Here is a 13,814-nt window from a genome sequence, read left to right as displayed (position 1 = left end):
AGTGAGGTGGAATCATGCTCGGATTGCCGAAGGCTACTGAATTAAGCAAGCAGCTTCCTAAGAATGCTATCTATGCGAAGTTTCAGATGAACACAGCAGAGAAAGCAAAAATAGATGCAGATATTTCAAGAATTACTATTGTCAATGAAGTATCCGCAGACAAAGTACATATTGCTGCTGGAGAGCAGGTTAAGTCATTTTTTGTTCTTTTGGTCGCACTGAAAAAGAAGAATTTTGATGACAAGACAATTATCACCATATCAAAGCTGATACCTCAGAATATGCTGTTGGTGCTGGAATGTGGCGATGAAGCAAAGCTTGCCACCTACCACACCAAACTGATGCAGACAGAATGGAAACAAAAAGAAGAACTGTCTGTTGAACTAAAGGGTTTGGATCTGGATGCCGTCTGGGAAAACATCATCCTTCAGATCGGCGCTATCACCTTGGATAAAGGGAACACTCTGGATGAACAGATCGCAGTTGATGAACAGCGAATGAAGATCCAAAAGGAGATCGACCGCTTGACTAAGCAGGCTAAGAACGAAAAACAGCCGAAGAAAAAGTTTGATCTGGTGCGGAAGATCAAGAGGCTGAAAAAGGAAATGGAGGAAATTTAAATGGATAAATTGAAAATGCACACGCCCAACAAGGCGGAGGAGAATTTCAAAAAGCTGGCGGCGTTGTTTCCCAATGCTGTGACAGAGACGATAGACGAAAACGGCGAAGTAGTCCGTGCCATTGATAAGGATGTGCTGATGCAGGAAATATCCTGCACCGTGGTGGACGGCAAGGAGGAACGCTATCAGTTCACTTGGCCGGACAAGAAGAAGTCCATTCTGCTTGCCAATGCACCGATCAACAAGACACTGCGCCCTGTTCGTGAAGATGAAACCGTTCCCACCGGAGCAGATAGTGAGGGAAAACCATATTGTAGTAGTGGCAGCGTGAACTTCGACACCACCGAAAACCTCTATATCGAGGGCGATAATCTGGAAGTGCTAAAGCTCTTGCAGGAAACCTATCTTGGAAAGATAAAGATGATCTATATCGACCCGCCTTATAACACTGGAAATGACTTTGTGTATGAAGATAATTTTGCACAGAGCACAGCAGAATACATGGCGAATAGCGGTCAGTTTGATGCAGAGGGCAACCGTCTTTTAAAAAATCTGGATAGTAATGGTCGCTTTCATACCGATTGGCTTAATATGATCTATCCTCGCTTAAAAGTCGCAAAGGATTTGCTCTCTGAGGATGGCGTTATTTTCATTAGCATTGATGATGTGGAAGTATCTAATTTAAGGAAAATATGCGATGATGCATTCGGGGCAGACAATTTTGTAGCTAACTTGATTTGGCAAAAGAAGTTTTCTCGTTCCAATGATTCCACATATTTTTCCACAATGCACGATCATATACTATGCTATTGCAAAGCTAACTTGTATTCCAGCGAAAATGGTTGGAAAATTGGTCTTTTACCAAGAGGTAATGAAATTCCAGTAGGATACGCTAATCCGGATAATGACCCTCGTGGACCATGGACTTCAGTAGTTTTATCTGCTAAGTCAGGGTCGGATAGCCTTTTGTATGAGATTACAACTCCAAGTGGGCGTAAAGTTGTGCCGCCAAGTGGACGATTCTGGAGTTGTAGCCAAGAAACTTTTAAAAAGTGGAATAACGATAATCGTATCTGGTTTGGTGCAAATGGAGATGGTTCTCCAAGAAAGAAAACATTTTTGTCCGAAGTTCAGTCTGGATTAAGGCCAAATACGCTATTACTTCAGGCAGATGTTGGTCATAATCAAGAGGGCAAGCAAGAAACGAAAAAACTTTTTGATGATATTGGAGTGTTTGATGGTCCCAAGCCAGTACGCCTACTAAAAACTCTTGCAGTAATTGCAAATTTGAAAGATGATGACATAGTCATGGATTTCTTTTCCGGCTCAGCAACGACCGCCCACGCTGTTATGCAGTTAAATGCTGAGGACGGCGGACACCGTAAGTTCATCATGGTTCAGCTTCCAGAAGAAACAGATGAAAAGTCCGAAGCCTACAAAGCAGGCTACAAAAACATTTGCGAGATCGGCAAGGAGCGCATTCGCCGTGCGGCAAGGAAGATCAAAGAGGAAAAGCCCGATGCAAAGTTCGACGGTGGTTTCCGTGTCCTCAAGTGCGATACCTCCAACATGAAGGATGTCTACTACAGCCCTGCTGATTTTGATATGAACCTGCTGGACATGATGGCAGACAACATCAAAGAGGACAGAACCCCGGAGGACCTGCTGTTCCAGGTGATGCTGGATTTGGGTGTTGAACTTTCCAGCAAGATAGAGGAAAGCACCATTGCGGGCAAAAAGGTTTTTGATGTGGCGGACGGTTTCTTGATTGCCTGCTTTGATAAAGACGTCAATGACGAGACCATCAAAGCGATTGCTCAGAAGCAGCCGTACTACTTTGTGATGCGTGACAGCTCTCTGGCAAGCGACAGTGTTGCTACGAATTTTGAGCAGATTTTTGCAACCTACAGTCCTGACACAGTAAGGAAGGTGCTGTAATGAAATTTAACTTTAAGATACAACAATATCAAACAGATGCCGTTGATGCTGTTGTGAAGGTATTCCAGGGGCAGGGATACCATGACAAAATCAGCTATATCCGAGATTTGGGCAAAAAGCAGGAAAATCAGCAGATGCGGCTAAATGTCGATATGAATCAGCAATATTCTCTGGATATGGGGGAACCCCGTCAGCTGAATATCTACGATATGGATGATGATACAGGCTATAAGAATGAAGTGATTGAGCTGTCTGATGAACAGCTGTTAATCAATATTCAAAAGCTTCAAAGCCAGAACAACATCAAGCAGTCCAAAGCACTGGTAAAGGATTTGGGCAGATGCAGCCTTGATATCGAAATGGAGACTGGTACCGGTAAGACCTATGTGTATATCAAGACTATGTTCGAGCTGAACAAGAAATATGGCTGGAGCAAATTTATTGTCGTTGTACCTTCGATTGCTATTCGTGAGGGTGTCAAAAAGACTTTTGAAATCACTGCGGATCATTTTATGGAACATTATGGAAAGAAAGCTCGTTTCTTTGTCTACAATAGTTCCAACTTAAACCAACTGGATAATTTTTCTTCTAACTCCGGCATCAATGTAATGATTATCAACACGCAGGCATTTGCGTCTTCCTTGAAAGAAGATGGCAGAAGTAAAGAAGCCCGTATCATTTACTCGAAGCGTGATGAATTTGGCTCTCGCCGTCCGATTGATGTTATCAAGGCAAACAGACCGATTATTATTCTGGATGAGCCGCAGAAAATGGGTGGAGCTGTTACCCAGAAAGCACTTAAGAATTTTAATCCACTGTTTACCCTGAACTACTCAGCAACTCACGCTGTGCAGCATAACACAGTGTATGTGCTGGATGCTTTGGATGCGTTTAATAAACGTTTGGTTAAGAAAATTGAAGTCAAGGGATTTGAAGTAAAGAACTTCCGAGGAACAGACAGCTATATGTTCCTGGAGCAGATTGTTCTTTCTTCTAAGAAACCTCCAATGGCTCGTATTGAGCTGGAAATAGGTTATAATAAATCCATTAACCGTGAGACCCGTGTGCTTGGTGTTGGCGATGACCTTTACTATGTATCTCAGGAAATGGAGCAATATAAGGGATATACGATTTCTGATATTGATCCGTTCCGTGGAACTGTGACCTTTACTAATGGAGAATCAATCCAAACCGGTGAGGTTTCCGGTGATGTGTCCGAGTCGGATATGCGTAGAATTCAGATTCGTGAGACTATTCTTTCTCATTTTGAAAAGGAAGAAAAGCTGTTCAACATGGGAATCAAGTCCCTTTCCCTATTCTTTATTGATGAAGTTGCCAAGTATCGTCAATATGATGCTGATGGCAATGAAGTGCTTGGAGAATATGGACAGATGTTTGAGCAGGAATATCTGAATGTGCTGAACGAGTACATTACGGTATTTGATACACCATATCAGAAATATCTGAAATCGACTTGCAGTGATGTTTCTGCTGTACATAAAGGCTATTTCAGTATTGATAAAAAGACCGGGCACAGCATTGACAGTCAGCTGAAGCGTGGCAGTGAATTTTCGGACGATATTTCTGCCTATGATTTGATTTTGAAAAATAAAGAGCGTCTGCTTTCCTTTGAAGAGCCGACTCGATTTATCTTCTCTCACTCCGCACTGCGTGAAGGCTGGGACAACCCGAATGTTTTCCAGATTTGTACGTTGAAACATTCTGACAGCCAGACAGTGAAGCGTCAGGAAGTAGGGCGTGGTCTGCGTCTTTGTGTAAACCAACATGGTAACCGTATGGATGCCGAAAACTGCGGTGACAGTGTTCACGATATCAATATACTGACGGTTATTGCCAGTGAAAGCTACAAGGGATTTGTTACAGATCTTCAAAGTGATATCAAGACAGTTCTTTATGACAGACCTACTACAGCTACCAGCGAATACTTTAATGGTAAATATGTCAAGGTAGATGGAACACCAACACTTATCGACAAAAACGTAGCAGATACCATTGAGTTTTATTTGATTAGCAATGGTTATGTTGATATGAAGCGTAAGGTTACAGATAAGTATCGCACCGATGTGAAGATGGGAACAGTTGCTCCGTTGCCGGAAGAAATCCAGCCAATGGCAGAAGGTATTCATACCTTGATTCAATCTGTTTACGATGACAGTGTTCTCAAGGATATGTTTACCGATGGTCACGAAACAAAGGTGAAAGACAATCCGCTGAATGATAACTTTGCGAAAGCTGAATTTCAGGCATTGTGGAAGCAAATCAACCACAAATACGCTTATACTGTCGAGTTTGACAGCGATGAGTTGATTCGTAAGTCCATTGACCATATTAATGAAAAATTATTTGTTTCTGAATTGCAGTACACCACAACGATTGGTCGTCAAAAGGCAGAAATGAATGAACATGAAGTTGGTCGTGGTGCATCGTTCACTGGCGAAAAGACAAGGACTCAGACTTTGAAACACGCACAGACCAGTCAGATTAAGTATGATCTTATCGGTAAAATTGCAGAGGGTACTGTCTTGACCCGTAAAACAGCAGTAGCTATTTTGAAAGGCTTACGAGCTGATAAACTCTATATGTTTAAGAACAATCCGGAAGAGTTTATCTCCAAGGTGATTAAGCTTATTAAAGAGCAGAAAGCCACAATGATTGTTGAACATATTTCTTACAATCAGATAGAGGGTGAATATGACAGCACCATTTTTACAGCTGAAAAGAGTACTCAGACCTTTGATAAGGCATTCCGAGCAAACAAGGCAATTCAGGACTATGTGTTTACAGATGGTTCTGCTGAAAAGAGCATAGAACGTCGTTTTGTAGAGGACTTGGATGCCGCACAAGAGGTTTGTGTTTATGCGAAACTTCCGAAAGGATTTCATATTCCAACTCCGGTAGGCAATTATTCTCCAGACTGGGCGATTGCATTTTATGAGGGGACTGTAAAGCACATTTTCTTTGTTGCTGAAACAAAGGGCACAATGGATAGCTTAAATCTCAGACCGATTGAGCAGGCAAAAATTTCTTGTGCTAAAAAGTTGTTCAATGAAATGTCTACAAGCAATGTGAAATATCATGACGTAGACAGCTACCAGAGTCTACTAAATGTGATGAAGTCATTGTAGATTTATTGGTAGATACCATTTATAGCTGTTTGCGAAAAAAGTTATCATTTGCTTGAGGAAGAACGGAAAGTATATTAGATTAGGCGACCAATAGTGTAATTGGTCGCCTAATTTTATCACAGCACGAAGTTGTTTACTCAGCAAAAATCAGTTCTTTGAGGACAATCTCCTCTGAACGGTTGCGGATGTTGTTCATGGCTCTGACCCATGTCATCTGATCCTGTGCTTTCATCTGCTCGCTGATGCCTTCTTTTTCTGCCAGCTGCATTACAAGCAGATCGAGCTTATTTCGAGCCTGTGTTTCAATGCCAGAAAGATAGCTATATAGCTTACCGCTAAGAACAAGATCATTATATAACATGGGACGATATTCTTTCAGGTATTGCTGGTGCTTCCTGCCCCAGATGCCGATGGTATGGATTTCTTCCTCCGGAATGACCAGACACGGTAGATAGTAATCGCCGTGCAGTTCATACCAAAGTCCGTTACTGTTGTCGTAGATGTATTTTTCCATAGTGCTAACCTCCGTGTATCATTTGAAATAGATAGTACCGAGTGGCTTTGAGGTGAATCAGCCAGCGGAGGTTGCATTGTAGCCGGTGGCTACAAAATGGCTACAGAATTCGTAAAGACGCTACGGAAAGCGTGAAATATGTGGAATGTGTGGATGGAAAGTGTACTTTTAGTGCGTATTATCACGAGAAATTAAGGTCTGGCGCTCGAGTGGGAATGATGCTGGAAATGGCGCAAACCCGCATGAATACAGGCTTTTTGCCCTGCCACTTTGCCGTTTGATACTGGTTTGATACTATTCGTATCTGCCTGTATCGCCTAGAATAATTGCAAAGGACAAGCAAAAATGCCCTGCTGAATGACAAATTCAGTAGGGCATTTTTTGTTTGTCTTTTTTCTATTCCATTTTAGTTTGGCACTCGCTGCACTCTCTGTCGTGAAGTGAAATAACTCCGCCGCAATTTGGACAGGTGTACTGTTTAAGCTGCTGCTCCATAAATGCGGCAAGACCATACGCCTTTACAAAAAGGCTGTTTTCTATGAGGCTTGCGCCGTATCGTTGATTGTAGCTTTTCTCCAAGTTTTTAATCTGCTTGCAGGGAAAAGCGTCACACTCGTAGCAATAGGTCAATCCCTTTTCTTGCACGCAATCTTTGATTTTGCACTTGCGGCAATGCTCCGGCTTGCCCTCGTCACCCGGCAGGCATCCGGCACAAGGTTTTTTCACATAGCAGTGTTTGTAGCAGACCATACAGTTCATGCCACAGGGCGCAAAGAAAGCCTGTACAATCGTTTGAGGCATTTTCATGGCTGTACCTCCCTACCTATGTAGTTTTGCCCTCTGCCTCTATAGTTTTTAATGTTTTACCCGTAGATGTTTTCCATTGCTGCGGGCCACTAATGCTATAGCCAACAGCAAAGGCAGCGGCGGCTGATGAACTGGTGAAAGGTTTGTCACACTGCAAAATGCCATCAATAATTTCACCCTTTTCCCTGCTCTCCTCAACCTTTTTCTTTACCCCGATATTTAAGGAATCGGCAGCTACTTGGTGAATAGCAGAGCCCTTAAGTAAAACAAAACCGTCAGAAGTAGGCACACCGGTTGCTTTTCCATCTCCAGCAGAAAGATAGAAAACTTTATCATCATCTTTAGAGCCAGAGGATTTGTCGACATAAGGTTCAAACACCTTATGGCCTAAAGCATTTACAAGAATTTTAGCGTTGTAAACAAACTCCTCTAATTCTGCTTGTTCTGCCTCAGATATTGTGGATTTTGTGGGAGTAGATGAATTATCAACAGTATACCTACCGCACTCAAGAGCGATAGCGTGAAATTTGTTTTCAAGGAATTTGATATGCGCTTTATTCAAATTGGAATCCTTGCTAATAAAAACAATAACTTCGTTCCAGTTATCCCTCTTATCCAAATGTTGCTTAAGCCGCACAATGGTGTTTTCAGCCTCTCCAATATAGATAAGTGGTCTTTCTTTGGTTTCATCTTGACCAAATAGAAAGTAAACTCCCGGTGAGGTAAGCTCTGTACGAGATTCACTCTCTTTGACACGATTTCGAGGAATTTTGTAAGCAATGCCTGTCCAGTTTGAGAGTTCACAAATCCATCTGCCATTAGGCGTGCCATCCACTAAGAAAAGCTGAATCCTTTTTGCAAATGTCATTCTGTCACTTCCTCTCTCCACTGGATGGATGGCTCACATTTGCCGCAATCGTCACAGGTCTGCGGCCAGTTGATTTTCCACTCAAAGTATTCGGCTTTGGAAATCTCCTTTGCCCGTAGCTCCTGCTGGCGTATCAGCCATTCCCGCATGAACTCGTCCACAAGGCCGTACTGAAAATACATCCCTACTGGGGCGTGTGCAGGCCAATCGTCGTTGTCGTTGTACCGCACAGCGGTGTCCTCGGATGCGTTTGTCTTGCCGGGATTGCGGACGAGCTGAAATAGACGGATAGCGCCGGGGCTGTCCTCGTCCAGCCAGAAAAACGTCCGCATAATGTCCTCGGCGCTGCCGGGGGCATCGGTATAGAAATTCTGGCGGTTGACGTTCAGTGCCGCCGCAATCTGGGTGAGCAGCTCATTTTTAGGAATACGGTAATTGGTTTCATATTGGGCAATGCGATTATCCGCTCCCTTTTCATCCAAACCGATTGCCAAGCCTAATTCCTTTTGTGTCATACCCCGAAAGGTACGGATTTTCTTGATTTTATCGCCTACTGTCATACATTCCACCGCCTTTGCAAATAGTATAGCGCAAAAAAGCGAAAGATGCAAGAAAAATATTAACAAAAAAGCGAATTAGATACTTGACATTAACAAATGTGTTAATGTATAATGAGAATGCAAACATTAACAAATTTGCGAATATAAAATATAGGAGGTCATGCACATGAAAAAGGAACTCTTTGTAAAGGTAGAGGAGATTGCCGAGGAGCTGGGCGTTTCCAAGCCTTATGCCTACAAGCTGGTGCGGGAGATGAACGAGGAGCTGAAAAAGAAAGGCTTTCTCACCATCGCCGGACGAGTGAGCAGGCGCTATTTTGAGGAAAAATGCTATGGGCTGAAAAACAGCCAGTAAGGAGGAGCAAAATGCCGGCATACAAAGACCAAGCAAAAGGCACATGGTATGCGTCCTTTTACTACGAGAATTGGAAAGGGGAAAAGGAAAAGAAACTCAAACGGGGATTTAAGACCAAACGGGAGGCACTGGAATGGGAACGGACATTCCAGCAACAAAAAGCCTCCAATCTGGATATGGTTTTTCGGAGCTTTGTGGAGGTTTACAGCAAGGACATGGAGGTGCGGCTCAAGCAGAACACATGGCTGACAAAAAAGCACATCATCGAAACCAAGCTGCTCCCCGCCTTTGGCGGTAAGAAAATGAACGATATTCGCCCCTCTGACATTATCCAGTGGCAGAACGAGATGATAGCTTACCGGGATGAAAAAGGTAAGCCGTACTCCGAAACTTACCTTAAAACCCTGCACAATCAGCTCTCCGCCATATTTAACCATGCGGTGCGGTTCTATGAGCTGAAAGCAAACCCGGCGGCAAAGGCCGGGAATATGGGCAAGGCACAGGGCAAGGAAATGCTGTTTTGGACAAAAGAGGAGTACCTAAAGTTTGCGGATGCCATGATGGATAAACCGCTATCCTATTATACCTTTGAAATTCTGTACTGGTGCGGCATCCGTATGGGGGAGCTGTTGGCGCTCACCCCTGCCGACTTCGACTTCACCAAAAGAACGCTCACCATCAGCAAGTCCTATCAGCGGCTTTTGGGGGAGGATGTTATCACAGACCCCAAGACCGCCAAGAGCAACCGGGTGGTGCAAATGCCGGACTTCCTCGGCGTGGAGATGCAGGAGTACATAACTTCCCTTTACCACTGCCAGCCGGACCCCCGCATTTTCCCGGTGACAAAGAGCTATCTGCACAGGGAGATGGACAGAGGCGCAAAGGAGGCGGGGGTCAAGCGGATACGCATCCACGATATTCGTCACTCGCACGTTTCCCTGCTGATAGAAATGGGATTTTCCGCTGTGGCGATTGCTGACCGGGTAGGCCATGAGAGTATCGAAATCACCAATCGCTACGCACACCTGTTTCCAACCAAGCAGGCGGAGATAGCAAACAAATTAAGTATGGAAAGGATGGGATAGGAATGGAAAAGACGTTAGATGCAAAAGGCAGATGGCGGTTGACGGTGGCCTTTCGGATGTCACCGGAGGAGAACGAGGACTTAAATACACGGGTGCAGCTTTCCGGCCTTACCAAGCAGGATTACCTTATCAACCGGGCGCTGTGCCGGGATGTGGTGGTCGTGGGCAATCCGAGGGTTTACAAGATGCTCCGCAATCAGATGGCAGAGATTTACGAGGAGCTGAAACGGCTGGAGCAGGGCGGCAGCATCAGTGAGGAGCTGCACCAAACCATGTGGCTGGTAGCGGAAACCCTAAATGGCTTAAAGGAGGACTGATAGATGGATAGGACACTAAAAACGGCTGCCCCATTCTCGTCTGCGGGAACAGACGTGGAGCAGCCGCCAATGCAAATATGCAAATCAAGTATAGCAGAGAATGGTGCGGAACGCAAACCGCAATCTTCTCTGCGGACGATAACCATTGCGGAGCTTTATGACACTGCTTATAAAGCTCCCGCTCCAATCATAGACAATCTGCTGTATGCCGGAACGTATCTCTTTGTGGGTGCGCCCAAGGTGGGAAAATCGTTCTTTATGGCACAGCTTGCCTATCATGTGAGCAATGGCCTTTCCCTTTGGGATTACCGGGTGCATCAAGGCACGGTGCTTTATCTGGCGCTGGAGGACGATTTCGCCCGTCTGCAAAAGCGCCTTGCTCGAATGTATGGAACAGAGGGAAACGAGCTGCTGCACTTCGCTATCGAATCCAAGCAGCTCTCCGATGGACTGGAGGAGCAGTTGGAGGAGTTTATCCGGCTGCACCCTGCCACCCGGCTTATCATCATAGATACCCTGCAAAAAGTCCGGGAGCTGGGCGGTGAGAAGTTCAGCTATGCCAGTGACTACGAAATCGTGACTCGGCTAAAGCGGTTCAGCGACAAGCACTATGTTTGCCTGCTGGTGGTACACCACACCCGCAAGCAGGGAGCGGAGGATTGCTTTGATACCATCAGCGGCACGAACGGTCTGATGGGCGCTGCTGATGGGGCATTCATTCTGCAAAAGGAAAAGCGCACGGACAACAAGGCAGTGCTGGATGTTGTAGGGCGTGACCAACAGGATCAGCGGATGCTCCTCACCTTTGACCGGGAGCGGTGTATCTGGCAGCTTACCAAGCTGGAAACGGAGCTGTGGAAAGACCCGCCTGACCCGGTACTGGAGGCTGTTGTCCAGCTTGTCACCGACAGCACCCCGGAGTGGACGGGTACGGCCTCCGAGCTGGCGGCGCTGCTGGGTGAACTGGAGCTGAAACCCAACGCCCTATCCCGGCGGCTCAACGTGGGCGTGAACCGCCTGCTGGACGAGTACAGCGTTGCCTACGAGTGCAACCGTACCCATACGGGCAGGCAGATACGGCTTGTCCTCACGCCGCCATTCCCCCTCGGAGAGCGCAATGCGCTTTTGATTTACTCTTGACAAGAGTAACAGAACCTTGATTAGCGGAAAGGATTTAAAATAGGACGATGAAACATTACCAGATAACGGAGAAGCTGTTTTTCATGCTTGCCCGGTTTCACCTGCTGGGGCAGGAGGAGGAGCGGGAGGAAATCGAAACGGAGCTGCAAAAGAAAGTGGATGCCATGATAAACCGCAGCCTCTATACCCAGTACAAAATGAGTGATGTCCCACAGGAGCAGGAGAAAGCCAGACAGGAGTACCTTGACCGCAAGGGATATTTCCCCAGCTTTCGGTGGTGATATTCTCCTTGCCGGCCTATCACAGAGGCGTGGCACGCCTCTGTATCCTGCCAATAAGGAAAAGGGAGGTGCATAGCATTGAAACGAACCATCAGCGGCATGGTGGGCAGAGGGTCGCTCACCCATTATAATAGGGAGTTCATAGCGGAAAATATAGACCGTGCCAGAATAGCCGATAACCTCCACTACTGTCACGAAAATTTGAAACAGGTCTATGAGGAGCTGTTTGGTGATGCGCTCCAAAGGTACAACGACAAACAGAAACGCAGTGACCGAAAGATTGAAAACTACTATACACACATTGAAAAAGGCAGACAGGAAAAGCTGTTCCATGAGGCGGTCTTTCAGCTTGGCAACGTAAAAGATACCGCCGTAGGCACAGTCGAGGGCGAACAGGCCAAGGCGGTGCTGGACGAATTTATGAAAGGTTTTGCCGAGCGCAATCCTAACTTGCGGGTGTTCTCCGCACATCTGCACGTAGACGAGGCCACGCCCCATCTATATATCGACTTTGTACCCTTTACCACCGGGAGCAAACGGGGATTGGACACAAGGGTGTCGCTGGAAAAGGCGCTGGCGGCACAGGGATTTGAGGGCGGCAGCCGGGAGGATACCGAGCTGAACCAGTGGATAAATTCTGAAAAGGAGGCGCTTGCACAGGTCATGCAGCGGCATGGCATTGAGTGGGAGCAGTTAGGCACTCACCGGGAGCATCTGTCCGTACTTGACCACAAAAAGCAGATGCGGAGCGAGGAGGTCAAGGCATTGGAGCAGTCCATCGCCAAGCTGCAACAGAAACAGGTGGACATACAGGCATTGGAGCAGATTGTAGCAAAACCTGTGCCTCTTTCCAGCAAAGTAAAACTAGAGCCGGAGGAATACAAGACACTGGTGACAGCGGCAAAGGCGTATGTGGTGCAGGAGAAAAAGGAGCGCAAGCTCCAAAAGTTGCTGCAAGCAGCGGAAAAGACCATAGAGGGGTTAAAGACGAAAATTGCTGATATGAAACGGGAACTGGATTCCTACCGCTCTGTGCGAGGGCAGCTTAAAGCCGGAACACTGGAAAAGGAGAACGGCGAGCTGCGCCGCCGCAATACGCTCTATCAGTCCATCATTGAAAAGAACGGCCTTGCCCACCTGCTGGGCGGCAGACAGGAGAACCAGCAAAGGCGTGATATGCGGTGATGTTACGATTAGAACAGCAATTTGGAGGGTGCGAGGGATAACATACCACCCACCCCGAAACAGAGGCCGCAAAGCCGCATAAACACTGGCCTTTTACGCCCCTATTGCGTGACATTTGAGAGGTGAACCCAGAGGGGTTAAGGCTTGCCCTTAACCCCTTGTGCTACTTCTGGGAATGTGTGAACAGAAATGTCAAAAAGTCTTGACATTTTACTCTGCATCATTTAAGATGAAAATGTCAAAACAATTTGACACTTTTGGATGTCTGACGGGAAAGGAGTATTTTATGATTGATATTGGACTTATTTTATTTGGTGGCTATCTGCTTGTAATGCTTGTCCTAGATGTGTCTATGTTGATTTCGTTGATAAAACCGGGGGATGAAAGAAAACAAATGATTGTCTGGAAAGCAAGTGCCTTTACTTTGTTTGCTACTATGGGAAGTTTAGTAATTGGAATAATCGAAAACATGATTAAAGCACAAGCTATGAGTGTAAACCCATTCATAACGCTTACTGCCGCCGCCACAATATACTTCATTTCCCTGCTATATTACAGAAAGAAACATGGCGGCTGATATGGAAAATATTATTCGAGATAAAAGAAAACAACAAGGACTATCGCAAGAGGAACTGGCAAAAAAATGTGGTGTTTCTCGCCAAACAGTAAATGCTATCGAAAACAATAAATATGACCCGACTTTGGCTTTGGCATTTAGCTTGGCGAAGGAATTAAATACAACTGTTGATGAGCTTTTTAATTTTGCCTAATCCTTATATTGGCATTTAGAGTACTGATATTATTTTGATATTAAAAAATTTGCAAACCATAAAAACTATGCAGATTTTCATGGATATGTTATACTACAAATACCATAAATCAAGGGAAATCACCTTGTACTTATGAGGCTCTATCGAGCGGGAATAACCGTTGAAACGGCGCAAACCCGCCCTGCTGAACGACAAATTCAGCAGGGCGGGTTTTACATACCCCCGGAG

At 45.5% G+C, this 13,814-nt stretch carries 15 protein-coding genes; 11 read left to right on the top strand and 4 right to left on the bottom strand.

What is annotated here, in order from left to right; translation table 11 throughout:
- Window positions 1–14: 14 nt before the first annotated feature.
- From I2H39_RS10085 to I2H39_RS10075, 3 genes are read left to right on the top strand one after another with little or no spacing between them, the layout of a single operon-like run.
- Window positions 15–620 (top strand): DUF4391 domain-containing protein, encoded by a 606-nt coding sequence (locus I2H39_RS10085; RefSeq protein WP_195626377.1) that lies wholly within the window; start codon window positions 15–17, stop codon window positions 618–620.
- A complete protein-coding gene (locus I2H39_RS10080) occupies window positions 621–2,558 on the top strand; it encodes a site-specific DNA-methyltransferase (protein WP_195626376.1) in 1,938 nt (645 codons plus the stop codon). It abuts the gene before it with no gap.
- A complete protein-coding gene (locus I2H39_RS10075; RefSeq protein ID WP_195626375.1) occupies window positions 2,558–5,704 on the top strand; it encodes a DEAD/DEAH box helicase family protein in 3,147 nt (1,048 codons plus the stop codon). Before I2H39_RS10080 ends, I2H39_RS10075 begins: the two co-directional genes overlap by 1 nt.
- A gap of 133 nt (window positions 5,705–5,837) precedes the next feature.
- Here the strand turns inward: I2H39_RS10075 and I2H39_RS10070 are convergent, their stop codons facing one another.
- The 4 genes from I2H39_RS10070 to I2H39_RS10055 form a co-directional block, all read right to left on the bottom strand.
- Window positions 5,838–6,218, bottom strand: coding sequence for a TnpV protein (locus I2H39_RS10070; protein WP_195626374.1), 381 nt, complete (start codon window positions 6,216–6,218; stop codon window positions 5,838–5,840).
- 396 nt (window positions 6,219–6,614) lie between these two features.
- Window positions 6,615–7,025 carry a DUF3795 domain-containing protein gene (locus tag I2H39_RS10065; RefSeq protein ID WP_195626373.1) on the bottom strand — a complete coding sequence of 137 codons (411 nt, stop codon included), beginning with the start codon at window positions 7,023–7,025 and terminating at the stop codon, window positions 6,615–6,617.
- 16 nt (window positions 7,026–7,041) lie between these two features.
- Window positions 7,042–7,893: a GIY-YIG nuclease family protein gene (locus tag I2H39_RS10060; RefSeq protein ID WP_195626372.1), complete on the bottom strand. Its 852-nt coding sequence runs from the start codon at window positions 7,891–7,893 to the stop codon at window positions 7,042–7,044.
- A complete protein-coding gene (locus tag I2H39_RS10055) occupies window positions 7,890–8,453 on the bottom strand; it encodes a helix-turn-helix transcriptional regulator (protein ID WP_195626371.1) in 564 nt (187 codons plus the stop codon). The genes I2H39_RS10060 and I2H39_RS10055 overlap by 4 nt, the downstream gene beginning before the upstream one ends.
- Before the next feature lie 166 nt (window positions 8,454–8,619).
- Between I2H39_RS10055 and I2H39_RS10050 the strand changes: the two genes are divergently transcribed.
- The 8 genes from I2H39_RS10050 (at window position 8,620) to I2H39_RS10015 (ending at window position 13,586) form a co-directional block, all read left to right on the top strand.
- Window positions 8,620–8,808 carry a DNA-binding protein gene (locus tag I2H39_RS10050; RefSeq protein ID WP_195626370.1) on the top strand — a complete coding sequence of 63 codons (189 nt, stop codon included), beginning with the start codon at window positions 8,620–8,622 and terminating at the stop codon, window positions 8,806–8,808.
- Window positions 8,809–8,819: 11 nt separating this feature from the next.
- Window positions 8,820–9,893 carry a site-specific integrase gene (locus I2H39_RS10045; RefSeq protein WP_195626369.1) on the top strand — a complete coding sequence of 358 codons (1,074 nt, stop codon included), beginning with the start codon at window positions 8,820–8,822 and terminating at the stop codon, window positions 9,891–9,893.
- 2 nt (window positions 9,894–9,895) lie between these two features.
- Window positions 9,896–10,210: a mobilization protein gene (locus I2H39_RS10040; RefSeq protein WP_195626368.1), complete on the top strand. Its 315-nt coding sequence runs from the start codon at window positions 9,896–9,898 to the stop codon at window positions 10,208–10,210.
- A gap of 3 nt (window positions 10,211–10,213) precedes the next feature.
- On the top strand, window positions 10,214–11,350 hold the full coding sequence (locus tag I2H39_RS10035) for a helicase RepA family protein (protein ID WP_195626367.1): 1,137 nt from the start codon (window positions 10,214–10,216) through the stop codon (window positions 11,348–11,350).
- Between the two features lie 47 nt (window positions 11,351–11,397).
- Window positions 11,398–11,631 carry a complexin-2 gene (locus I2H39_RS10030; RefSeq protein WP_195626366.1) on the top strand — a complete coding sequence of 78 codons (234 nt, stop codon included), beginning with the start codon at window positions 11,398–11,400 and terminating at the stop codon, window positions 11,629–11,631.
- 78 nt (window positions 11,632–11,709) lie between these two features.
- Entirely contained in the window at window positions 11,710–12,816 is a 1,107-nt protein-coding gene (locus I2H39_RS10025; protein ID WP_330640711.1) for a plasmid recombination protein, read from the top strand.
- Between the two features lie 286 nt (window positions 12,817–13,102).
- Window positions 13,103–13,393, top strand: coding sequence for a hypothetical protein (locus I2H39_RS10020; protein ID WP_195626365.1), 291 nt, complete (start codon window positions 13,103–13,105; stop codon window positions 13,391–13,393).
- Window position 13,394: 1 nt separating this feature from the next.
- Window positions 13,395–13,586, top strand: a complete 192-nt coding sequence (locus I2H39_RS10015; RefSeq protein ID WP_195626364.1) for a helix-turn-helix transcriptional regulator — start codon at window positions 13,395–13,397, stop codon at window positions 13,584–13,586.
- Window positions 13,587–13,814 lie beyond the last annotated feature (228 nt).

The organism is Clostridium sp. 1001283B150225_161107_B6 (genome assembly GCF_015556325.1).
Classification (GTDB): Bacteria; Bacillota; Clostridia; order Lachnospirales; family Lachnospiraceae; genus Enterocloster.
The sequence above is the reverse complement of the archived record's forward strand: the minus strand, read 5'-3'. Positions and strand labels throughout refer to the sequence as shown.

Bases quoted from the DNA above. Each gene is read 5' to 3' on its own strand.
- I2H39_RS10035 (WP_195626367.1), top strand. From the start codon at position 10,214: ATGGATAGGACACTAAAAACGGCTGCCCCATTCTCGTCTGCGGGAACA.
- I2H39_RS10040 (WP_195626368.1), top strand. From the start codon at position 9,896: ATGGAAAAGACGTTAGATGCAAAAGGCAGATGGCGGTTGACGGTGGCC.
- I2H39_RS10065 (WP_195626373.1), bottom strand. From the start codon at position 7,025: ATGAAAATGCCTCAAACGATTGTACAGGCTTTCTTTGCGCCCTGTGGC.
- I2H39_RS10020 (WP_195626365.1), top strand. From the start codon at position 13,103: ATGATTGATATTGGACTTATTTTATTTGGTGGCTATCTGCTTGTAATG.
- I2H39_RS10015 (WP_195626364.1), top strand. From the start codon at position 13,395: ATGGAAAATATTATTCGAGATAAAAGAAAACAACAAGGACTATCGCAA.
- I2H39_RS10075 (WP_195626375.1), top strand. From the start codon at position 2,558: ATGAAATTTAACTTTAAGATACAACAATATCAAACAGATGCCGTTGAT.
- I2H39_RS10050 (WP_195626370.1), top strand. From the start codon at position 8,620: ATGAAAAAGGAACTCTTTGTAAAGGTAGAGGAGATTGCCGAGGAGCTG.
- I2H39_RS10080 (WP_195626376.1), top strand. From the start codon at position 621: ATGGATAAATTGAAAATGCACACGCCCAACAAGGCGGAGGAGAATTTC.
- I2H39_RS10070 (WP_195626374.1), bottom strand. From the start codon at position 6,218: ATGGAAAAATACATCTACGACAACAGTAACGGACTTTGGTATGAACTG.
- I2H39_RS10055 (WP_195626371.1), bottom strand. From the start codon at position 8,453: ATGACAGTAGGCGATAAAATCAAGAAAATCCGTACCTTTCGGGGTATG.
- I2H39_RS10085 (WP_195626377.1), top strand. From the start codon at position 15: ATGCTCGGATTGCCGAAGGCTACTGAATTAAGCAAGCAGCTTCCTAAG.
- I2H39_RS10030 (WP_195626366.1), top strand. From the start codon at position 11,398: ATGAAACATTACCAGATAACGGAGAAGCTGTTTTTCATGCTTGCCCGG.
- I2H39_RS10060 (WP_195626372.1), bottom strand. From the start codon at position 7,893: ATGACATTTGCAAAAAGGATTCAGCTTTTCTTAGTGGATGGCACGCCT.
- I2H39_RS10045 (WP_195626369.1), top strand. From the start codon at position 8,820: ATGCCGGCATACAAAGACCAAGCAAAAGGCACATGGTATGCGTCCTTT.